The organism is Trueperella sp. (assembly GCF_043424875.1).
Classification (GTDB): Bacteria; Actinomycetota; Actinomycetes; order Actinomycetales; family Actinomycetaceae; genus Trueperella.
In genome coordinates this window covers 67,583-86,368 of the sequence record NZ_JBHWPL010000049.1, presented here as the reverse complement: position 1 = coordinate 86,368, position 18,786 = coordinate 67,583, and the positions used below count along the sequence as shown (strand labels likewise).

The 18,786-nt window shown below is 64.7% G+C and carries 22 protein-coding genes and 1 tRNA gene; 9 read left to right on the top strand and 14 right to left on the bottom strand.

Going from position 1 to position 18,786, the window contains the following annotated elements; genetic code table 11:
* The 6 genes from ACHFFR_RS05055 to ACHFFR_RS05030 form a co-directional block, all read right to left on the bottom strand.
* A partial coding sequence (locus ACHFFR_RS05055) for a hypothetical protein (RefSeq protein WP_394263188.1) occupies positions 1 to 353 on the bottom strand: 353 nt, incomplete at its 3' end.
* A gap of 151 nt (positions 354 to 504) precedes the next feature.
* Complete coding sequence (locus ACHFFR_RS05050) at positions 505 to 690, bottom strand: DUF4244 domain-containing protein (protein WP_394263187.1); 186 nt, start codon at positions 688 to 690, stop codon at positions 505 to 507.
* Between the two features lie 185 nt (positions 691 to 875).
* Positions 876 to 1,382, bottom strand: a complete 507-nt coding sequence (locus ACHFFR_RS05045; RefSeq protein ID WP_394263186.1) for a hypothetical protein — start codon at positions 1,380 to 1,382, stop codon at positions 876 to 878.
* Positions 1,379 to 2,047 (bottom strand): type II secretion system F family protein, encoded by a 669-nt coding sequence (locus tag ACHFFR_RS05040; RefSeq protein ID WP_394263185.1) that lies wholly within the window; start codon positions 2,045 to 2,047, stop codon positions 1,379 to 1,381. The genes ACHFFR_RS05045 and ACHFFR_RS05040 overlap by 4 nt, the downstream gene beginning before the upstream one ends.
* Positions 2,047 to 3,186 carry a TadA family conjugal transfer-associated ATPase gene (locus ACHFFR_RS05035; protein ID WP_394263184.1) on the bottom strand — a complete coding sequence of 380 codons (1,140 nt, stop codon included), beginning with the start codon at positions 3,184 to 3,186 and terminating at the stop codon, positions 2,047 to 2,049. Before ACHFFR_RS05035 ends, ACHFFR_RS05040 begins: the two co-directional genes overlap by 1 nt.
* Positions 3,183 to 4,175 (bottom strand): hypothetical protein, encoded by a 993-nt coding sequence (locus ACHFFR_RS05030; protein WP_394263183.1) that lies wholly within the window; start codon positions 4,173 to 4,175, stop codon positions 3,183 to 3,185. The genes ACHFFR_RS05035 and ACHFFR_RS05030 overlap by 4 nt, the downstream gene beginning before the upstream one ends.
* Positions 4,176 to 4,323: 148 nt before the next feature.
* On the opposite strand from ACHFFR_RS05030, the gene ACHFFR_RS05025 reads away from it, so the two are divergent.
* Positions 4,324 to 5,505 (top strand): hypothetical protein, encoded by a 1,182-nt coding sequence (locus ACHFFR_RS05025; RefSeq protein ID WP_394263182.1) that lies wholly within the window; start codon positions 4,324 to 4,326, stop codon positions 5,503 to 5,505.
* The gene (locus ACHFFR_RS05020) at positions 5,505 to 6,419 is read left to right on the top strand and encodes an alpha/beta fold hydrolase (protein ID WP_394263181.1); all 915 of its coding nucleotides are present in this window, start codon (positions 5,505 to 5,507) and stop codon (positions 6,417 to 6,419) included. The genes ACHFFR_RS05025 and ACHFFR_RS05020 overlap by 1 nt, the downstream gene beginning before the upstream one ends.
* Here ACHFFR_RS05020 and nth read toward each other — a convergent pair.
* Entirely contained in the window at positions 6,416 to 7,066 is a 651-nt protein-coding gene (gene nth / locus ACHFFR_RS05015; protein ID WP_394263180.1) for an endonuclease III, read from the bottom strand. The two genes, ACHFFR_RS05020 and nth, sit on opposite strands and share 4 nt — an antisense overlap.
* 208 nt (positions 7,067 to 7,274) lie before the next feature.
* Between nth and ACHFFR_RS05010 the strand changes: the two genes are divergently transcribed.
* Entirely contained in the window at positions 7,275 to 7,952 is a 678-nt protein-coding gene (locus tag ACHFFR_RS05010; protein WP_394263179.1) for a Crp/Fnr family transcriptional regulator, read from the top strand.
* 146 nt (positions 7,953 to 8,098) lie between these two features.
* Here the strand turns inward: ACHFFR_RS05010 and ACHFFR_RS05005 are convergent, their stop codons facing one another.
* The 3 genes from ACHFFR_RS05005 to ACHFFR_RS04995 form a co-directional block, all read right to left on the bottom strand.
* Positions 8,099 to 8,548, bottom strand: a complete 450-nt coding sequence (locus tag ACHFFR_RS05005) for a RidA family protein (protein WP_394263178.1) — start codon at positions 8,546 to 8,548, stop codon at positions 8,099 to 8,101.
* Complete coding sequence (locus tag ACHFFR_RS05000) at positions 8,545 to 8,700, bottom strand: hypothetical protein (RefSeq protein ID WP_394263177.1); 156 nt, start codon at positions 8,698 to 8,700, stop codon at positions 8,545 to 8,547. The genes ACHFFR_RS05005 and ACHFFR_RS05000 overlap by 4 nt, the downstream gene beginning before the upstream one ends.
* A 126-nt stretch (positions 8,701 to 8,826) precedes the next feature.
* Complete coding sequence (locus ACHFFR_RS04995) at positions 8,827 to 9,165, bottom strand: WhiB family transcriptional regulator (protein WP_394263176.1); 339 nt, start codon at positions 9,163 to 9,165, stop codon at positions 8,827 to 8,829.
* Positions 9,166 to 9,426: 261 nt separating this feature from the next.
* Between ACHFFR_RS04995 and ACHFFR_RS04990 the strand changes: the two genes are divergently transcribed.
* From ACHFFR_RS04990 to ACHFFR_RS04975, 4 genes are all read left to right on the top strand, one after another.
* A complete protein-coding gene (locus tag ACHFFR_RS04990; RefSeq protein WP_394263175.1) occupies positions 9,427 to 11,835 on the top strand; it encodes a transglycosylase domain-containing protein in 2,409 nt (802 codons plus the stop codon).
* Between the two features lie 5 nt (positions 11,836 to 11,840).
* On the top strand, positions 11,841 to 12,860 hold the full coding sequence (locus ACHFFR_RS04985; RefSeq protein ID WP_394263174.1) for a metallophosphoesterase: 1,020 nt from the start codon (positions 11,841 to 11,843) through the stop codon (positions 12,858 to 12,860).
* Between the two features lie 107 nt (positions 12,861 to 12,967).
* Positions 12,968 to 13,044, top strand: a tRNA-Pro gene (locus ACHFFR_RS04980).
* Positions 13,045 to 13,404: 360 nt separating this feature from the next.
* Positions 13,405 to 14,622: an alpha-amylase family glycosyl hydrolase gene (locus ACHFFR_RS04975; RefSeq protein WP_394263173.1), complete on the top strand. Its 1,218-nt coding sequence runs from the start codon at positions 13,405 to 13,407 to the stop codon at positions 14,620 to 14,622.
* Positions 14,623 to 14,649: 27 nt separating this feature from the next.
* Here the strand turns inward: ACHFFR_RS04975 and ACHFFR_RS04970 are convergent, their stop codons facing one another.
* The 3 genes from ACHFFR_RS04970 to ACHFFR_RS04960 all read right to left on the bottom strand — a co-directional run bounded on the left by ACHFFR_RS04970 (position 14,650) and on the right by ACHFFR_RS04960 (position 16,553).
* Positions 14,650 to 15,075 carry a YccF domain-containing protein gene (locus ACHFFR_RS04970; RefSeq protein ID WP_394263172.1) on the bottom strand — a complete coding sequence of 142 codons (426 nt, stop codon included), beginning with the start codon at positions 15,073 to 15,075 and terminating at the stop codon, positions 14,650 to 14,652.
* The gene (locus ACHFFR_RS04965) at positions 15,072 to 15,773 is read right to left on the bottom strand and encodes a helix-turn-helix transcriptional regulator (RefSeq protein ID WP_394263171.1); all 702 of its coding nucleotides are present in this window, start codon (positions 15,771 to 15,773) and stop codon (positions 15,072 to 15,074) included. Before ACHFFR_RS04965 ends, ACHFFR_RS04970 begins: the two co-directional genes overlap by 4 nt.
* Before the next feature lie 102 nt (positions 15,774 to 15,875).
* Complete coding sequence (locus tag ACHFFR_RS04960; RefSeq protein ID WP_394263170.1) at positions 15,876 to 16,553, bottom strand: molybdenum cofactor guanylyltransferase; 678 nt, start codon at positions 16,551 to 16,553, stop codon at positions 15,876 to 15,878.
* Positions 16,554 to 16,711: 158 nt separating this feature from the next.
* Here ACHFFR_RS04960 and moaA point away from each other — a divergent pair, with 158 nt between their 5' ends.
* The gene (gene moaA, locus ACHFFR_RS04955; RefSeq protein WP_394263169.1) at positions 16,712 to 17,749 is read left to right on the top strand and encodes a GTP 3',8-cyclase MoaA; all 1,038 of its coding nucleotides are present in this window, start codon (positions 16,712 to 16,714) and stop codon (positions 17,747 to 17,749) included.
* Positions 17,750 to 17,752: 3 nt separating this feature from the next.
* Here moaA and ACHFFR_RS04950 read toward each other — a convergent pair whose 3' ends face one another.
* Complete coding sequence (locus ACHFFR_RS04950) at positions 17,753 to 18,184, bottom strand: molybdenum cofactor biosynthesis protein MoaE (RefSeq protein WP_394263168.1); 432 nt, start codon at positions 18,182 to 18,184, stop codon at positions 17,753 to 17,755.
* Between the two features lie 98 nt (positions 18,185 to 18,282).
* Here ACHFFR_RS04950 and moaC point away from each other — a divergent pair, with 98 nt between their 5' ends.
* A complete protein-coding gene (moaC, locus tag ACHFFR_RS04945; RefSeq protein WP_394263167.1) occupies positions 18,283 to 18,780 on the top strand; it encodes a cyclic pyranopterin monophosphate synthase MoaC in 498 nt (165 codons plus the stop codon).
* The last annotated feature ends 6 nt before the right edge of the window (positions 18,781 to 18,786 follow it).

The following is an 18,786-nucleotide window of genomic DNA, read 5'->3' as shown; positions in this document are numbered from 1 at the left end:
GTATCACGCGCCCCCGGTTCAATAACGCTCCGATGCTGGCCCACGAAATCCACACCCGCGAGTTCGTAGAGCCCCGTACCAACGCGCCGGACCATCACGTGCACGATGTCTCCTGTGACGTCGATTGCAACCTGGCCGCCTGAACTCTGCACCGCCGCAGCCACCTCCGTTCTCCCCTCGATCGAATACTCACGAGCAATCTCCTTCGCCTCGTTCGACACGTCGATCGTCCGCCACGCCCCGACGAGGCCGCCGAGCATGAGGAAAACCATCAGGAAGTAAATCGGTGTGACCAGCGCGAACTCGCTTGTCACCATGCCGGATTCAGCTTTGCCCTCCCGCGTTGTATTCATTGACACTCCTTTGTGTTGGGGATCGATCGGTCCTCGTGAGAATCGATCCTGCCTGCCTCACGCCTTCTGGACCGTTGAAAATGGGCCCGGCGAGGGATGACACCGGGCCCACCGCGGTTCAGATAACTGGAAGTCCGAACCACGGCAGATTTCAACCGAACTTAAAGATCGCCTTAAAAATGGTCGCCAATCCCTCGCGGAACCATTCCTGCTGGGCAAGCCACACAAGAATGCCCGCGATCGACGTTGTCGCAACCGTTCCCACCGCATACTCCGCCGAAACCATTCCCGACTCTTCCTGGGGTGTGAGCGCAGTAGTGAAGACGCGCTTGATCATGGTGTCCTTCTTTCTATATCCGCCAATTGGCGGGGTTTTCCGGCCGTGGCCGGGTGTCACCCTGCGTGACAACACCAGTGTGCGCGTTTCGAAAATCCTCTGAATTGGGGCACCGGTGAAAAGTGAATAGCTCCCCCGCGGTCGCACCTGTGGAGAAATATTGAGCGAATCTACCTGTCAGAAAGTCAGAACAGCGTTCCGGCAGCACCGGCTACGACCGGCACCACGCCGATCAAAATGAACGCGGGCAAGAAGCACAGGCCAAGCGGCATGACGAGCCGTGCGCCGAGTTTCTCAGCCGCTTCTTTCGCGTTGCGCTGGCGTTGCAACCGCAACGTGTGGGCCGAGCGTTCAATGAGCGGAACGGGCGCCGCACCATCGGTCCAGGCCGCACGCAGGGAGTCCCGAAGGCGGGTGTGCGAAACGCCGTCCCACGCCTCTTCCCACGTCGCGCCCATCAGCAGCAAACGGGAGGCGGTCGTGCGATCTTTGCCGCCGGTCGCTATATCGAGCGCCGCAAGCGTGCCGGGAATCGACAGACCCGACCCCAACGCCGCCGCTGCAAGATCGAGCACCACTGCCGTATCAACAGGGGCGGTCGGATGCTCTCGTCCCGTGCGCTGGTGGGACGTCGGTGTCGACCACACCCACACCAACACGGCCGCCATCAACACAATCCCAACCAGGCTCACTGTTCCTCCCCAGCGGCGCGTGCCTCAGCCACCATCCGCGCCGTCAACGCAATCCCAGCCACCTCGAAGCCCACGCCACCGGCGAGCGCAACGTGACCAAACGTCGTCGTGAAAAGAAAACCCAGCGGGTCAGCACCGAGTGCCCAACCAAGCGCGAGACCAAATATTGGCAGCGCTGCGAGCATTCGGGCCGAGGCGAGCGGCCCCGCAAGCGCGACGTCACGGGCGCTACGCGCTTCCCCAGATTCAGTAATGCCCTCGGCGCAGGCATCAAGCACATCTGCCATCGGTGCTCCCGTCCGATAGCTCATCGTGCACACGGCAAACGTGGCGGGCAGCGTGTGCAGCACGACGGCGCTCACGCCGGCCTGTCGGCGCTCCCGCCAGCCCATGTGCCCGAGCCTGCGAAGAGCGAACGGCACACCCTCCTCGTCGAGCACCTGGTCTCCGACGGGGAGCCCAGCATGGGTGAGCGTCTGTCGCCACGCACGCTCCGGACTCGATCCCGAGCGCATGCGGCTGGCAACTTCCGTGACAATCGCGCCCATATCGATCGGCTTTGGCACCTGCCGGGGCGGTTTCTCACGAATCTTGCGGCGCCGCGCGACCCTCACGCGCGGCACGGTCACATAACTGACCAGCACAAGCATCGCTATCCACATCATCAGTTGTCCTTTGCCTCGAGTCGCTCGATTAACTGATCCCACGCCCGTCCGTAGGCGACGACGCCCTCCGCGCTCACCCGTACCGCCACGGGAGCCACCATTTCCCCGCCTCGGCGCTCGAATACTGATATTTCACTGAGGTATCTGCGCGAACCAGACCTGCGCACGTGAATCGCCGCGTCCAGACCAGCCGCCGCCTGGGCTGCCACCGTCGATTCGGCCATGTCCGCGAGCGCGCCGAGTGCCACAAGCCGCGCGGGAATGTCCTGCGTGGAGTTCGCGTGGATCGTGGCCCACCCGCCCTCGTGGCCCGTATTCAGCGCGCCCAGCACGTCTCGAACTTCGGCGCCGCGGCACTCCCCGAGCACGATTCGGTCGGGCCGCATACGCATCGCAGCGCGCACGAGGTCGCTCATTGTCACCTCGCCGGCGCCCTGCACATTCGCTTTGCGGACCTGCAGGTGCACGACGTGCGGGTGCGTCGGCCGCAGCTCGGCCGACTCTTCGATCACGAGAATTCGCTCGTTGCCGGGCACGAGCGTGAGCATCGCGTTCAAGAAGGTCGTCTTGCCTGCACCGGTGGCGCCCGAAATGAGCACGTTCGCCTTACCCGCGACCAGCCGCCGCACCAACGGCTCCAGCTCCCGCGCAATCGACCCGCCATCTGCCAGCTCGTCCACCGCCAGCACTCGCGTGCGGTGCGTGCGCAGCGAGATGAGCGTCCCCTCCGCGCTCAGCGGCGGGATCACCGCGTGGAGGCGCACGCCGGAAGCAAACGTGCCGTCGACGATCGGGCTCGCATCATCCAACCGCTGCCCGCACGAGGCCGCCAGCCGCACAGCCAACGCCCGCGTCTCCGCCTCCCCGCCGAGCCCGGAATCCGCCACGACCTCCATGCCCTCGCCGCGGTCTACCCACACGTGAGTTCCATTGACGACGACGTCGGTGACCGCGGCGTCCTCCAAGAGCGGCGCGATCACTGGCCCGGCTCCGATGAGTTCGTGGCGCACCTGCGCGTCAATCTGCGCGAGCTGGGAAGTAAAGATCGTGTCCGGCAGCTCCGCGAGCGCGCCGCGCAAATTCTCTCCGGCGGCCAGCCGCCGCCGCACGTTGGCCAGCTGGGCCGGATCGAGTTTCACGCGACCAGCTCCTCGAGACGATCGCGAATCGCTTTGACGTCGCGTTCGGCCGCGGATCGAGGCCGGTCGCCGGGCGCGAGCCCGTGATCGATGTCGCCGCGAAAACCACGTAGCGGCCGCACGGGGAACACCTGCTCCACCCCGATCACCTCGGCGGCGTGGGCAGCCTCATTCTTGGACCGCATTCCCACACCCACCACAACCGCGCGTGGAAACTGCCCAGCGCGCACGTGAGCGTGCGCGAGCGAGATGGCATCCCCCTTTGTGACCAGCACAAGCGCGTCGCACCAGTCCAAGAGCGGCTCGCCGCCCACATCACCGGAACCGCCGTCCGCGCGCGATCCCACGAGCGCCTGCGGTGCGAAATCCACCACCGTCCACGGCTGGGTCTGAGACACCGCAGAGATCACCTGAGCCGCGAGCGCCCCGTCAGTAAAACCACCGCGCTCGTCGGCCGAGACCACATGAACGTCGTGCCACGTGGGGAGCGCATCGGCGAGCCGCCCCGCCAAAATCGCACCGTCTCCCGCGAGGTCCGCCCACCGTTTTCCAGGCGCCGCGTCCATCGCGATCACGTGATCGATTCCCACCGACGCCGGATTCGCATCGATCAACCCCGCCGAGCCCGAGCGCGCGAACTGCCGCGCGAGCCACGCCGCGATCGTCGTCGTGCCGGCCCCTCCATGCGCACCAACAACGCCGATCACCCGCCCGCGCAGCGTGCTGCCCACGGCTGCCATGAGCTCGAGGATGTCCGCCACGTCATCACGCACCCGCAACCGCACCTGCCCGCGCGGGAAGTAGGGCGAAAACATGTCGTGAAAATGCGCGACGACCATGCCGGCCTCCGCGTCCGTGAACGTCAGCACGCCCGGCCCCTGGCCTCGCACGAAATCGACGCCGACCAGCTCCGCGAGCCGCTCGAGCTCCGCCGCTACCGCGGTCTCAGCGCCCGAATACACAACCGAAAAAAGTTCCATGTCCGTCATGACGGCAGTCTCGCAAGCACCGCCAGCCGCTCGCTGAAAATTCGCCCGCTGTGGAAAATGCCGGTTTTCCACAGGGGCACGCCGAAAAGTTCCGCCGCCCGGCCGCGATTTGTCGTTACGCTGAGGGCAACCCACGATTGGAGAGACCGTGTCAACGCCTACAGATCCCTACAACTCCGGCTCACGCCGCCCCTTCGACGACGATTCCATCCTCGACCCCATCGAAGAGACCGAGGGCACCGCCGACGACGATCAGGCCGCATGGGACCGCGCCTTCAACTCCGATGATGCCGACGATTTCGCACGCCCCGATGAGACCTGGCACGATGAGTCCGGACACGACGTGAACGGGCAGGACGATCCGGCGCTCGATGAGTTTGACCGTGACGGCCTTGACCGCGACGGCGCAGATCCGGATGCCGATCGCGAAGTGCTGGATGAGGAGATGTACGACGCCGAGCGCGATGACAACCCGACGCTGGGCAGCTTCGTGGCCGACCGCAATGGCGAGACCGGCCGCGATGAGGCACGCCCCGCCGCCGCGCTCGATGGCGATACCACCGAGCGCAACGATCTTGACGCACTTGCCACCGACCGCGCAGCCGACGAATCGCGCAACGGGCCGACTCGCACGTCCGTCATGGGCGCTGGCGTACCGACCGCCGCAGCGGCGACCCACACGTCGGCGGACACTCCAGCCGACGCTCACGACGATTCATTCGTCGCGGCCGCTAACGACGACGAGCGTCGCGAGCGCTGGGCCGCCGACCCGGGCGAGGACGCACTCGCCGAGGATGTCCCGGAGGAGCCGAAGGGCCGCGGGCTGGCGCACTTCGCCACCGTCGTATTGACGCTCTTGCTCGTGCCCGTGGCGTGGTACCTCATCGCAGACGCAGGCGCCCGCCTCTCCACCGTCTCGGGCAACCCTTGGGACACCGGAAACCTCGAGATCATGCCACTGCTCGAGCTGCTCGGTGGCTTCGTCGTGCTCGCCGTCATCTGGATGATGGCCCGGGCGTCGTCGCTGGGAGCGCAGGTGATCGGCGCCATCGTGGCGATCGCAGGCATAGTCGCGCTGGTTGTACCGACGCTGGGTAACGACGTCGTCGAATCCCTTAACAACGCGATCGGCGGCTACAACGAGTTCACCGGAAACGTCGTCTACCATCTTGGCAACGACCTCGGCTCCGGCCGCATCGCCACCTTCGGCGTGATCCTCTTCCTTACTGGTCTCGCGGCGCACGGCGCACGCAGGCGCGGGCAGCAGACCGCGACGGCGATCACGCGCCGTAAGTTCCTCCTCGGAGACCAGCCGGCCAAGAAGGACTAATGCCCGCAGATAACACGTGCGTCACGCTCCCCGGACCGTGGCGCCACGAGAAGATTCAGGCCAACGGGGCACAGTTCAACGCCGCCGTTGCCGGCGAGCACCGCGAGGACCGGCCGCTGATCCTACTCGTCCACGGCTTTCCGCAGTATTGGTGGGCGTGGCGTAATCAGATCGAGCCGCTGGCTGAGGCTGGCTACCACGTGGTCGCGATCGACCGGCGCGGTATCGGCGGCTCGGACAAGACGCCGGATTCCGAGGACGGGCTCACGCTCGCCGCAGACCTCATCGCCGTGGTGCAATCGCTCGGGGAGCGTAAGGCTGTGCTGGTTGGGCTGGGACGCGGGGGTGCGCTGAGCTGGTCGGCGGTCTCGATGGAGCAGGATCTGTTCGCGGGGCTCGTCACGGTCTCCTCCCCGCACCCACGCACGCTGCATCGCGCGGGCTTCCACGTGACGTTCCGGACGTGGCGACACGTGCTGACCAGCATCATTAGCCCACTGAGCCGCAAGGGCCTCGTGCACGAAGACGCCGTTCGCGGCCTGCTCTCGGAGTGGTCGGCGCCCGGCAACGACGGCGCGTCGGAGCAGGCCAACATCTACACGCAGGCGCTCCAGCTCCCTGGCGCGGCAAAGGTTTCTCTCGATCAACTGCGCTGGACGTGGCGCGCCCAGCGCACACCCTCCGGTCGCAAATACCTACGCGAATCGGCCAACTCTGTGCACGTGCCCGTGCTCGCCGTGCGCGGCGATAAGGATCCGCTCCTACCCGACCGCGCGTGGGATAAGGACCTCGAATTCGCGGTCGGCCCCTACCGCAAGGTCCGCGTGTCCGACGCCGGCCACTTCGTTCCCGAAGAGCAGCCTGAGGCGTTCACAAAGATTCTTCTGGACTTCCTGGACGACATCACGATCTAGTCGGCCACCTGCGCTGATGGGCAGACATCCGCGAGGATGCACGCCCCGCATTCGGGCGAGCGGGCATGGCAGACCCGCCGGCCGTGGTAGATGATGCGGTGGCAGTCGATCGTCCAGTTCTCCTCCGGCATGATCTCCATGAGATCGCGCTCGGCCTTGACCGGGCTCGTCTCCGTCGTCCACCCCCACCTGCGGGTGAGCCGGCCAACGTGCGTGTCCACCGTGATACCCGGAATTCCAAAGGCGTTGCCAAGCACGACATTGGCCGTCTTTCGGCCGACGCCCGGGAGCTTGACGAGCTCTCGCCCGGTGCGCGGGATGTCGCCGTCGTGATCCTCCAGTAGCGCGCGGCCAAGCCCCCGAAGAGACTTCGCCTTCGCTCTGTGAAAACCAAGCGGCCGCAGAATCGCCTCGAGCTCATCCTGCGTGGCCTGCGCGAGCGCTGCCGGGTCAGGGAAGCGGGCGAATAGCTCGGGCGTCACCTGATTGACCCGCTCGTCGGTGGTTTGCGCCGACAAAATGGTGGCCACCAACAGTTCAAACGGGTTCGAATGATCCAGATCCGTCGTCGCATCCGGATAGAGGGTGGCAAGCCGGCCCAAAATTTCCGAAACCTGCTTAGGCGAGCCTGGCGACGGCGTCGTCATAGAACTCCTCCCGCACGCACGGTCACATCAAAATAAGGCTATCTTGAACATGCCAATCTCGTGCGATTCAGGCGTTACCGTGGCAAGATAGAGTCTGTATGACCTCGAGCACACGCAAGGCGCACCCCGTCAGGCCACTGCTCGCACCCGGAGCCACGCCCGCGCGCTCGGCCCACCGAGGTGAAAGCCCACGAAGAAAGGTGAGCGGATGGAATCGAACATCCTTGCCAACGTTGAATTGTTCAAGGAGCTCGGCGACGACGAACGTGACGCCCTGCTTTCTCTCATGTCGGAAACGACTCTCAAGCGAGGCGAATCCCTCTTCCACGAGGGCGATGCAGGCGACCGGCTCTACGTCATCGTTGAGGGCAAGGTGAAGCTTTCCCACACCTCCGACGACGGCCGCGAGAACCTCATTGCCATCCTCGGCCCGGGTGAGATCATCGGCGAGCTGACGCTGTTTGACCTCGGCGCCCGCTCGTCAACGGTGACGGCGATCGCGCCCTCGAAGTTCCTCTACCTGTCCCACAAGGACATGATGAGCTACATCGACGAGCACCCGACGATGGCCAAGTCCATGCTCCGCGAGCTGGCAACGCGCCTTCGCAACACCAACGACCAGATGGCCGACCTCGTGTTCTCCGACGTTCCTGGCCGCGTGGCCAAGGCGCTGCTCGACCTTGCCGAGCGCTTCGGCGAGCGCACGCCCGAGGGCATCTACGTGGCACACGACCTCACGCAGGAAGAGCTCGCGCACCTGGTTGGTGCATCGCGTGAGACGGTCAATAAGTCGCTGGCCGACTTCACCGCCCGCGGCTGGATCCGCCTGGAGGGCCGCGCTGTGCTGCTCATTCAGGTCGGACGTCTTCAGCGGCGCGCGCACTAGGAACTAAGCGTTCGCACTGGGTGCGGATAACGACTCGGGGGCTATCTTCGTGATGAAGATAGCCCCCGGTGTTGTGTTTACAGGGTGTTGTACTTGCAGCGTTTTGCTTGAAGTGCTGGTTGCTCGCTAGGAGCGCTAGCCGCTCGTTAAAGCGCGAACGTGACCTCGACCTCGACGGGTGCGTCGAGCGGTAGCACCGCCACGCCGACTGCCGAGCGGGTGTGCGCCCCGGCCTGCCCGAAGATCTCGCCGAGTACCTCGGACGCTCCATTGACGACGCCGGGCTGGCCAGTAAACTCGGGGGCCGATGCCACGAAGCCGGTCACGTGAGTGACGCCGCGGATCTCTTCCAGATCCACCACTGCCGCCGCGGCCTCGAGCGCATTGAGCGCGCACTGCCGAGCGAGAGCTTGCGCCTCGTCCTGGCTCACGTCAGCGCCGACTTTGCCAGCCGCCGGCAGCGCGCCGTTAATGAAGGGCAGCTGCCCGGACGTGCGAACCTCATTGCCCGTGCGCTTCGCCGGGATGTAGGCGGCCACGGGCGCGGCAACCTCCGGCAGCTCGATGCCGAGCTCCTCCAGGCGCTGTGAGATCATTCGATCGGCTTCTTCATGTAGGCCACGGGATTCGTCCCGTTCGGACCGGGGATAACCGTGACCAGCTCCCAGCCCTCCTTGCCCCACGTATCCAAAATCTGCTTCGTGTTGTGCGCGAGAAGCGGCACCGTTACATATTCCCAAGTAGTCATGGTTAGAGCCTATGTTTTCGCGGGAATCTCGGCAAGATGGAGGGTTTCCTCGCCTTCTGGCCCACACATGGCGATGGGCGAGATCCCCTTTGATCTCGCCCATCGTTTGAACTTAGTTCATTTCTTTCACCGCGCCGCCGGCCTGCGCGATAGCCGCGGAATGCGCCCAGCTCGCAGTTCGGTTGCCACCGTGTCATCTGATTCGTTGAGGTACTCCCACCAATCCGTCACCGCCGGGAAGCGGCGGATGAGAGCTCTGCGCTCCCGTTCCGTCATCCCGCCCCAGACGCCGAACGTCATGGCCGAATCGAGAGCGTCTGCCAAACATTCAATGCGAACCGGACACGAGAAGCACATTTGGCGAGCATCCGACTGCGCTGAGCCTCGAACAAACAATGCATCAGGATCCGTATCCGCACAGATGGCCCGAACAGCCCACGTTTGGTCTTCGTAAACTTGAGTCATTAACTGTCCCTCCACCGAAAGCGCCGTTACTTTCGGATTGGTTCACCGGCGTGACCGCCGTCACCTGCCCATAATGTTACAACGGCGTTCCGACAATTTCATATCCAAGGTCCCAAGCAATTTTCTGCGGATCAGTTACGATCGTCGCCCGCCGTCGCCCGTCGTCGCCCGCCCGCCGCCCGCCGGTGAAATAAACCCCATATCACCCCGACATGGCCGACTTCACGCCATTTCGCACACCCAACCCACTATTGTTAAATCATGCAGAAATCCGGACGCAAGATGACCCTTCGACAGCTCATCGTCGCCCTCCTCAGCTTCTTCCTGCTCACTGGCATCGGCGGGGGCATTTTGGCTGCCGCAGCCCTGCCACTTGCGGCGACGACGGGAACGGTTGCGAACGCGGGCACTCGCGTCTTTGATGACCTGCCCACGGAAATCGATTTCACCCGCCCCTCCGAGCAGTCGGTCATTCTCGCCGCGGACGGATCTCACCTCGCGACGTTTTACGCCGAGAACCGCATCATCGTCTCCTCCGACGAGATCTCGCAGTACATCAAGGAGGCCGTCGTCGCTATTGAAGACGAGCGCTTCTTCCAGCACAACGGCATCGACGCGCAGGGCCTGATCGGCGCCGCGTGGAACAACTTCACGGGCGGGCGCCTCGCCGGCGGTTCGACCATCACGCAGCAGTACGTCAAGAACGCGATCATCGAAGAGGGCCGCATTCTCGGCGACGACGAGATGATCCAAGGCGCTACGGAGCGCTCGATTTCGCGAAAGCTCAACGAGGCCCGCTACGCCATCGCGGTTGAAAACCAGATGACGAAGGATCAGATCCTCACCGGCTACCTCAACCTCGCCCAGTTCGGCCCGTCCCAGTGGGGCGTTGAGGCGGCGTCGCGCTACTTCTATGGCGTCCCCGCCTCGGACGTCACGCTCGAGCAGGCGGCCATGCTGGCGGGCATCACCCAGGCGCCCGGCAAGTGGAACCCGATCACGAATCAGGACGAGGCGAAGCAGCGCCGCGACACGGTCCTTGGCCAGATGTACAACCTCGACATGATCACGCGCGAAGAGCTCGAGACCGCCGTCGCTGTTCCAATCGCAGACATGCTCAACGTGACCGAGGTTCCCAACGGCTGCGCCGAGGCCGGCATTTCGGCGTATTTCTGCGAGTACGTCGTCAAGGACGTCCTGAATTCGCCCTCGCTCGGCGAGACTCGCGAAGAGCGCACCCAGAAGCTTTACCGTGGCGGCCTCGTTATCACGACGACGATCGACCCGGCTGACCAGCAAGCCGCCTATGACGCCGTCGTCGCCTCCACCCCGGTCAACGATCCGTCCTCGATCAATATGGCGCTCTCGTCCGTCGAACCGGGTACGGGCCACATCAAGGCGATGGTCCAGAACACGAACTACGGCAACCCCACCGCCGAGAACCCGGACGACATGACGCTCAACCTCAACGTGGGCATGACGATGGGCGGCGGCTCGGGCTACCAATCCGGTTCGACCTTCAAGGTCTTCACCCTCATGGAGTGGCTCGATGAGGGCAACGGCGCCATGGACATCATTAACGCGGACAATCAGGAGTTCCCTCGCGAATCGTGGAATATTCGCTGCGCCCCGCACCTCGCGGACGATTACAAGCCCTCGAACATCGAGGGCATCGGCTCGGGCAACATGACCGTTCTCGAGGTCACGCGCCGGTCCGTCAACGCCGCGTACGTCTCGATGGCAAACAAGCTCGACATGTGCGATATCACCGAGATGGCTGCCGATCTTGGCGTCGAGCGAGGCCGCTTGGCGATCGAGGGCGATCCCGAAACCGCCGAATTCGCCGCCTCCGACCTGCCCTTCGAATATGGCGAGCCACTCCCGCTGCTGCCGAACCCATCGGCGTCGCTGGGTACGAACCCCGTGACCCCGCTGTCGATGGCGAACGCGATGGCCACGATCGCGGCGGACGGCAACCGGTGCGAGCCGCTGTCGTTCACGAAGATTACCGACGCCGACGGCAACGAAATCGCCGTGAACCAGCCCGAGTGCCGTCAGGTGATCGACGCCGAGCTCGCGCGCCAGACGACGTCGATCCTCGAGGAAGTCGTGGAGCCCGGCTCGACCGGCGCCCGTGCTGTTCTCGCGAACGGCCGCCCGGCGGCCGGCAAGACCGGTACGGCGAACATGGATTGGCACGCCTGGTTCATGGGCTACACCCCGCAGCTCGCGACGGCCGTGTGGCAGGGCCACCACGAGGGTTACATCTCGATGTTTAACTCGGTGATCAACGGCCAGTTCCACACGGAGGTCTACGGCGGTCTGTACCCGGCCATGTCGTTCAAAACCTACATGGATGCCGTACTCGCGGACCAGCCGATCGAGCGGTTCACGCCGCCCACCAAGGATCCGCGGACCGTTCGCGGCCAGCACTCGCTCACGCCTCAGGAGGACGAGTTCGGCGCGCCGGACGGCACGGTTCCGAACCTCGTCGGCCAGCCCCAGCAGGACGCTCAGGCCGCCGCGCTCTCCAGCGGCTACGGCTACACCACGCGATCCGAGCCGTCGGATCAGCCGCAGGGCACGGTGATTCGCCAAGTGCCTGCTGCCGGTGAGCAGATACCGCGCGGAACCCGGATTGAAATCTGGATTTCCGCCGGCGAAGGCTGATGAACATGCGTAGACCTCTGGCGCTCGGCGCCGCGGTAGTCGGCGCCGGGGCGGCCGCGCTGGCCTACGGCCTCGTTCACGCACACAGCTATCGGCTTCGCCGCAGGTCCATGCTGATACCGAGCGACGGCGTCGAACCGCTTCGCATCCTCCACATCTCCGATGCTCACACCCTCGCCCGGCACACGAAGCGATTGACGTTCATTCGCGATCTGGCGGACACCAAGCCGGACCTCGTCGTCGTTACTGGAGACATGATCGCGCAGGACGAGGCTCTCGCGCCCGTACTCGCCGCGCTCGACTCCCTGCTGGACGTCCCGGGCGTGTTCGTCTTCGGCTCGAACGACTACGTGGCGCCCGTTTTCAAGAACCCGTTGCGCTATCTGTTGGGGCCATCGAGCCGCAAGGTCGACGACGACGATCACGAGTCAACCCCGCTTCCTTGGCGGGACATGCGCGCGGCTTTCGTGGACCGTGGCTGGTCGGACCTGAATAATCGGCGTGCACGGCTCGAGGTTGCCGGCTGGACACTGGACTTCGTGGGCGTGGATGATCCGCACATGAACTACGACGAGTTTCCTGCTCCTCAGCCAGGCGCGACTGCGGACACCGCCGGCCCGTACGCGCGGATCGGCGTGGCGCATGCTCCGTATACCCGCATTTTGGATCAGATGGTCGACGACGGGTGCTCGCTCATTTTCGCAGGTCATACCCACGGCGGGCAGGTGTGCTTGCCGGGTGGGCATGCCATTGTCTCGAACTGCGACCTCGACCCGAAGCTCGCCTCCGGCCTGTTCCAGTGGCCGTTCGAGGCTGAGGCGCCTGAGTCAGTGACGCTTGGGTCGGTGACGCCTAAGCCCGTGCTGATTAAGGGCGACGGAGCCGTCATCGCTAAGGATGCTCCCGGATCGGCGTGGGTGCAGGTATCGGCCGGTATCGGCGCCGCCACCTATGCGCCGGTGCGAACCTTCTGCCATCCCGAAGCAATTCTGATCGACATTGTGCCAATCGGCGGCGCGGCCTAGCCACCCTTGCGCGCCGTGATTCGCGGCTGTGAAATCAGGCGCAGTGCCGAGCGGCAATTTCGAAATCATCAGGCCGTTCGCTATCATGGTTAAGTTGCTTAACGCACCGGGGTGTGGCGCAGCTTGGTAGCGCGCTTCGTTCGGGACGAAGAGGCCGTGGGTTCAAATCCCGCCACCCCGACCATTTCCCGCGACATGGGTCAGCCTACGTCGCGGGATTTTTCATGTCTGGCCCGCGCACAGGGCGGCCCGGCAGCGCGATCGGCCCTATTCCCGCCGTCGCCGCGGTGTGCACATCATCGCCCCCGCAACTGGGGCAGGTTCTCTCCAAACCGGGCAGGAACTTCCTGCACCAGTTAGCCATTTCCTGCACCGAATGCACGGAGGTACCCGGCGGGAGGGCGGGGAGGTACCCGGCGGGAGGGTGGGGAGAGCCCCGGCGGCTGCCCGCCGGCTGCCCGACGGCGGTCCGCCGGGCTCGCCAAGGCGCCAACCAGCGCAAACGTCCCACCCGCGCGTAGGCTCCTCGGGCTACACTGGCGACATGAAGCTCGAACACGCAATCTGGTGGCATCTGTACCCCCTTGGCGCACTTGGCGCCCCCGTCCGTCACGATTGGAGTGATGACGGCGATGTCGCTCGCCTCCGTCGCCTCGAGCCCTGGCTGGACTACGTCGTCGAGCTCGGATGCAACGGCCTGCTCTTCGGCCCGATCTTTGAATCCACAACGCACGGCTACGACACCACGGACCATTTCCGCATCGATTCCCGCCTCGGCTCGAACGAGGACTTCGACTGGCTCGTCGAGCAGTGCAACGCGCGCGGGCTGGACATCATCTTGGACGGCGTCTTCAATCACCTCGGCGTCCAGCACCCGCTCGCAACCGCCGCGCAGGCCGGCGAGGAATCCCCGGTCATCATGGCCGACGACGGCTACCCACAGCATTGGGAAGGCAACCTCGACCTCGCCGAGCTCGATCACTCCGACCCCGCCACGGTTGACCTGACCGTCGACGTCATGGAGTACTGGCTCGAACGCGGCATCGCGGGCTGGCGCCTCGACGTCGCATACGCGGTTCCCAACGAGTTCTGGGCCGCGGTGACTGACCGCGTGCGCGAGCGCTTCCCCGACGCCGTCTTCCTCGGCGAAATCATCCACGGCGACTACGCCTCCCTCATCAACAACGGCCACCTCGACACCGTCACCCAGTACGAACTGTGGAAAGGCATCTGGAGCTCGGTCAAGGATCGCAACCTCTGGGAGCTCGCCCACGCCCTCGAGCGGCACGCCGAATTCAGCGCCACGGCGCGCATGCAGACGTTCGTCGGAAATCACGACGTCGATCGCATCGCCTCGCTCGTCGGCGACGACGGCGCCGCCATTGCGGCCGCAATCCTCTTCACGCTGCCCGGCATTCCGTCGGTGTACCAGGGCGATGAGCAGGCATTCCGCGGCGAAAAGGGCTCGGGCGTCTCGGCCGATGACGCGATCCGCGCGCCGCTTCCGTCCTCGCCCGAGGAGCTGACCGACCTTGGTCGGTGGATGTACGAGCACTACCGCGCGCTCATAAGCCTGCGCCGCCGCCACGCCTGGCTCGTGGACGGCCAGATCGAGGTGCTGCACAAGGAAAACGAGAAGTTGCATTACCGGGTCGCGGGCGGTGAGCAGTCCGTCGACGTCGTCATTGATCTCTCCCAGCCGCTCGTGAGCGCAACGTTCAGCGACGGCGAGGAGTTCCGCTACGCAGGTCACGGCAAGTAAACGTGGTCCGTTCGTACGGAAGCCCGCCTAGTTCGTGATGAAGACGTCCTGGCCGCGCGGGTTGCTGTAACGGCTGGCTTTGTCCGCAGACACGACCATCTTCCCGAACGGGAAGCACGTGACCGGAATGAGCTTGATGTTCGCGATCGCGAGCGGGATGCCGATGATCGTGATTGCCTGGAAGAATGCGGTGACGATGTGGCCAATCGCGAGCCATACGCCGGCAACGATGAACCACACGACGTTCATGATCGCCGAGCCCGCGCCGGCCTCCGGCTTGTCCACAACCACGCGCCCGAACGGCCACAGCACGTACGAGGCGATGCGGAAGCACGCGATCGACGCCGGGATCGTCACGATGAACAGGATGCCCACGATGCCGACGAGGATGTATTCCAAGAACAGTAAGAAACCGCCAAAGACGATCCAGATTATGTTGAGTAGAAACCTCACGCGGACGCAACCTCTTCAATCTCGATTTTGCACACGCCGGGCACCGGTATGGGATAGAGCCGGCCGACGATGGTCGAATCGTAGTTCGATTCCATGACGCGCGAGATGAGCCCGCGGTGCATTTCGCAGATCAGTGGATCGACCTGTCCTTGCCGGTTGACGAACGGGCAGGAGTGCAGGTCAATCACATGGGGGAAGTCACGGTTGATCGTGGCGGCCGTGCCCAGCGACGTATACAGGACGCGCAGCTGGGAAATCTGGGTGCTGAGGTCGAGGGCGTCGTGAACGTGATCCGCATCGGCCTCGCCGGAGAGGTTCTCAAGCACGCGGTCGCCCCACTGGCTGCCAATGCGGCGAGCCTCGGCCACGGGATCGTCGGCATACTCGCGGATCGCGTCGCAAAAGATGTGCGTTAGCTCGACCATCTGCGCGGATGCGTAGGATTCGGTGTCGGGAGCGAGTGCGTAGTAGCCCCACGACGGGCGCCCGCGCCCACCGGACTTGATCACTTGCCGGTCGATCAGCCGCATCCTCGAGAGCGAGTCGAGCGTGGCGCGCACAGAATTCGGGTGCAGGCCAAGGTTGGCGGCGAGCTGGGTGACGGTGACGGGATCGGAGTGCTTCGAGATTTCCGTCAGCATTGTTTGCTGGGCGGGAGAGAGCGACGCAATTGAAGCGTAGATTGCCCCCGCAGTCATTGGCGCTTGATGTTGTGCCACGATGGGCTCCGATCTAGAAAGATGCAATCCATTCGATGGTATGCGCGGCAGTGGAATAAATACCGGGACTTTCGGCCAAAACTACGCGGAACTGCCAAAATTATCCGGATTTTCTACATGTGTAAGATGCGCGAGGAGAGCCTGCGCTTCCTCGGGCGTATCGACGTCGATACAGTGGCCCGCGTCGTCGCGAACGGTCGCGAGATCCAACCCGCAAAATGCCCGGCGCACCGAGCCGTCGCGCTCGAACGCCAGCGAGCGCAGCGCACCCGCGCGGTAGAGGCCGTGCGCATATTGCGGCCAGTCCCGGACATTTAGAGGTACGACGCCGTCTGGTCGCCGCGCGTCAGAAGGTCCGTCGTTCGCCAGCCCGTCGTTCGCCAGCCCGTCGTTCGTCAGCCCGCCGTTCAGCACGCTGGCCATCTGTGGCAGGAGCCGAACAGCTACGGGCGCGTCGCAGGTCGCGATCGCCACGAGATCGTCGTCGTTGATGGTGAGTGCCCGCACCCCCGCGCCGATTCCTGCGAGCGGGCCGCCGTGCGGCGGATCTTCGAGGGTGAGGACCACGCCGGGCCGGACCGCCACGTCGGCGGGCGCCACCACGATCGCCTCGCCGGCGAAGCCGATGGCGTCGAGCTGATCAAACAGGATGTCGATGAGGCGCCGGCCGCCAACCTTGAAATCGGGTTTGGACACGCCACCGAGCCGGGCGGCCGTGCCACCAGCGAGAATGATGATCGCTGCGACCCTCTCGCTCATAACCCCTCATTTTTCACTAGCATGACAATGTAAAAATGTGATCTTCGTTCTTGAAAGATCTTACTACTGCCCGTACCTTAGGAGGATGGATTCGCGCAGTCACCAGCGCGAACGGGCTGACAGGCGTAGCCCATACGCATAATCGCTAGGATGAGTGTATGACCGTAGAACAGACGCAGACGCTGGCACTTCGTGACCAGTGGGGTCGAGTTGCGCGAGACTTGCGGGTTTCGCTGACCGACCGGTGCAACCTGCGCTGCTCGTACTGCATGCCCCCGGAGGGGCTCGACTGGCTGCCAACCGAGCAGACGCTCACTGACAGCGAGGTCATGCGGCTGATTCGCATTGCGGTGGACATGCTCGGCATCGAGGAAATCCGCTTCACCGGCGGCGAGCCGCTTCTGCGCCGCTCGCTGCTTGAGATCGTCGAGTTCGCGCATTCGCTGCGCACGGTTCAGGGCACCGCGCCCGACCTGTCGCTGACCACCAACGCGCTAGGCCTCGACAAGAAGGCGCACGCACTGGCCGACGCCGGGCTCAGCCGCGTCAACGTCTCCATGGATTCCGTGGACCCCGAGGTCTACAAGCACATCTCTCACCGCGACCGCCTCCACGACGTCTTCCTCGGTATCAACGCCGCCCGCGAGGCTGGCCTGACCCCGGTGAAGATCAACGCGGTGGCCATGCGCGACGTCAACGACGCCGGCCTGAAGGATCTTCTGCGCTACGCGCTGCAAGCCGGGGCCCAGCTGCGGATCATCGAGCACATGCCGCTTGGGCCGCGTGAGACGTGGTCGCGGAAGAACATGGTGCCCCAGGATGAAATCTTGGATTTCCTCAGCGAGGAATTCGAGTTGAGCGAGGCGCCGCGCGTCGATCGGTCAGCGCCAGCCCAGCTGTGGAATGTGGCTCCGGGCCCGGATCACCCGGGCGGCACCGTCGGCGTGATTGCCTCGGTGACCAAGCCATTTTGCCGCGACTGCGATCGCACCCGCCTCACGGCCGACGGCCAGATCCGCAACTGCCTGTTTGCTCGCGGCGAGACGGATCTGCGCGGCCCGCTGCGTTCGGGCGCCACGGATCTCGAGCTCGCCAAGATCTGGGTGGGCGCTATGTGGGAGAAGAAGCCCGGCCACGGCATCGATGATCCCGGCTTCGTTCAGCCCGATCGCTACATGTCGGAAATCGGCGGCTAAGCGCTAGGCGCTTCCCACCCACTCATCGGAACCGTCCGTAAAAAGCTGGCGCTTCCACACGGGCAGCTTGTCTTTGACGGTATCCACCACGTCCTGAATTGCCGCGAACGACGCCGATCTGTGCGGGCTTGACACCGCCGCCACCATTGCCATGTCGCCAATTCCGAGCTTGCCCACCCTGTGCACGACGGCCACGCGGCACTCAGGATGACGCTGAGCAACCTCCTCGGCCACCTCTCGCACGACGTCGGGTGCCAAGGGGTGCGCGGAGTACTCGATGCCGGTGACGGACCGGCCGTCGTCGTGATTGCGAACGATACCCTCGAAAATGACGAGCGCTCCGGACGCATCCGAACGGACCGTGTCGGCAATCGGGGTGGTTTCGAGCGGGGTGTCTTGGACGCCGGTGGCGCCGATTCGCGTGCTGATGTCCATGAGCCCTCCTGGGTGGAGCTGGTCGCGGGCGCGCCCGCCGTGGCGGTGAGTTCGCACATCACACTAACATGAGACCAGTAGCCAGCGAGAGGACAGCTATGAAACTTCCCCACCTCGATTCCGAGGGCAAGGTCTGGATGGTTGACGTCACCGCCAAGCAGCCCACCGTTCGCGCCGCGAGCGCGCAGGCCAAGGTGCTCGTGTCGCCCACGGTCATGGCGGCGTTGCGCGAGGGCCGCGTGCCCAAGGGTGACGTGCTCGCCGTGGCGCGAGTTGCCGGGATCGCGGCCGCCAAGCGCGTGCCCGACCTCCTGCCCCTCGCCCACACAATCGGCGTTCACGGCGCGGAGGTGGACATCGAGCTTGCCCAGGATCACGTGCTGATCCGCACCACGGTTCGCACGGCCGACCGCACCGGCGTGGAGATGGAAGCGCTCACGGCCGCCTCGGTGGCCGCGCTGACCGTGGTGGATATGGTCAAGGGCGTCGACCGCTCGGCCGCCATCACAGACCTGCTCATCACCCGCAAGTCCGGCGGGCGCTCGGGCACCTGGGAACGCCCCGGGTTCGAGACCGATCGGTCCATCCAGGCCTAGGAGCAT

Excerpts from the sequence above, each read along its gene's own strand:
- ACHFFR_RS04985 (WP_394263174.1), top strand. The coding sequence starts at position 11,841 with ATGCGTAGACCTCTGGCGCTCGGCGCCGCGGTAGTCGGCGCCGGGGCG.
- ACHFFR_RS04965 (WP_394263171.1), bottom strand. The coding sequence starts at position 15,773 with ATGACTGCGGGGGCAATCTACGCTTCAATTGCGTCGCTCTCTCCCGCC.
- ACHFFR_RS05000 (WP_394263177.1), bottom strand. The coding sequence starts at position 8,700 with ATGACTACTTGGGAATATGTAACGGTGCCGCTTCTCGCGCACAACACG.
- ACHFFR_RS05020 (WP_394263181.1), top strand. The coding sequence starts at position 5,505 with ATGCCCGCAGATAACACGTGCGTCACGCTCCCCGGACCGTGGCGCCAC.
- nth (WP_394263180.1), bottom strand. The coding sequence starts at position 7,066 with ATGACGACGCCGTCGCCAGGCTCGCCTAAGCAGGTTTCGGAAATTTTG.
- ACHFFR_RS04995 (WP_394263176.1), bottom strand. The coding sequence starts at position 9,165 with ATGACTCAAGTTTACGAAGACCAAACGTGGGCTGTTCGGGCCATCTGT.
- ACHFFR_RS04975 (WP_394263173.1), top strand. The coding sequence starts at position 13,405 with ATGAAGCTCGAACACGCAATCTGGTGGCATCTGTACCCCCTTGGCGCA.
- moaC (WP_394263167.1), top strand. The coding sequence starts at position 18,283 with ATGAAACTTCCCCACCTCGATTCCGAGGGCAAGGTCTGGATGGTTGAC.
- moaA (WP_394263169.1), top strand. The coding sequence starts at position 16,712 with ATGACCGTAGAACAGACGCAGACGCTGGCACTTCGTGACCAGTGGGGT.
- ACHFFR_RS04960 (WP_394263170.1), bottom strand. The coding sequence starts at position 16,553 with ATGAGCGAGAGGGTCGCAGCGATCATCATTCTCGCTGGTGGCACGGCC.
- ACHFFR_RS05040 (WP_394263185.1), bottom strand. The coding sequence starts at position 2,047 with ATGATGTGGATAGCGATGCTTGTGCTGGTCAGTTATGTGACCGTGCCG.
- ACHFFR_RS04990 (WP_394263175.1), top strand. The coding sequence starts at position 9,427 with ATGCAGAAATCCGGACGCAAGATGACCCTTCGACAGCTCATCGTCGCC.
- ACHFFR_RS05030 (WP_394263183.1), bottom strand. The coding sequence starts at position 4,175 with ATGACGGACATGGAACTTTTTTCGGTTGTGTATTCGGGCGCTGAGACC.
- ACHFFR_RS05050 (WP_394263187.1), bottom strand. The coding sequence starts at position 690 with ATGATCAAGCGCGTCTTCACTACTGCGCTCACACCCCAGGAAGAGTCG.
- ACHFFR_RS04950 (WP_394263168.1), bottom strand. The coding sequence starts at position 18,184 with ATGGACATCAGCACGCGAATCGGCGCCACCGGCGTCCAAGACACCCCG.
- ACHFFR_RS05005 (WP_394263178.1), bottom strand. The coding sequence starts at position 8,548 with ATGATCTCACAGCGCCTGGAGGAGCTCGGCATCGAGCTGCCGGAGGTT.
- ACHFFR_RS05010 (WP_394263179.1), top strand. The coding sequence starts at position 7,275 with ATGGAATCGAACATCCTTGCCAACGTTGAATTGTTCAAGGAGCTCGGC.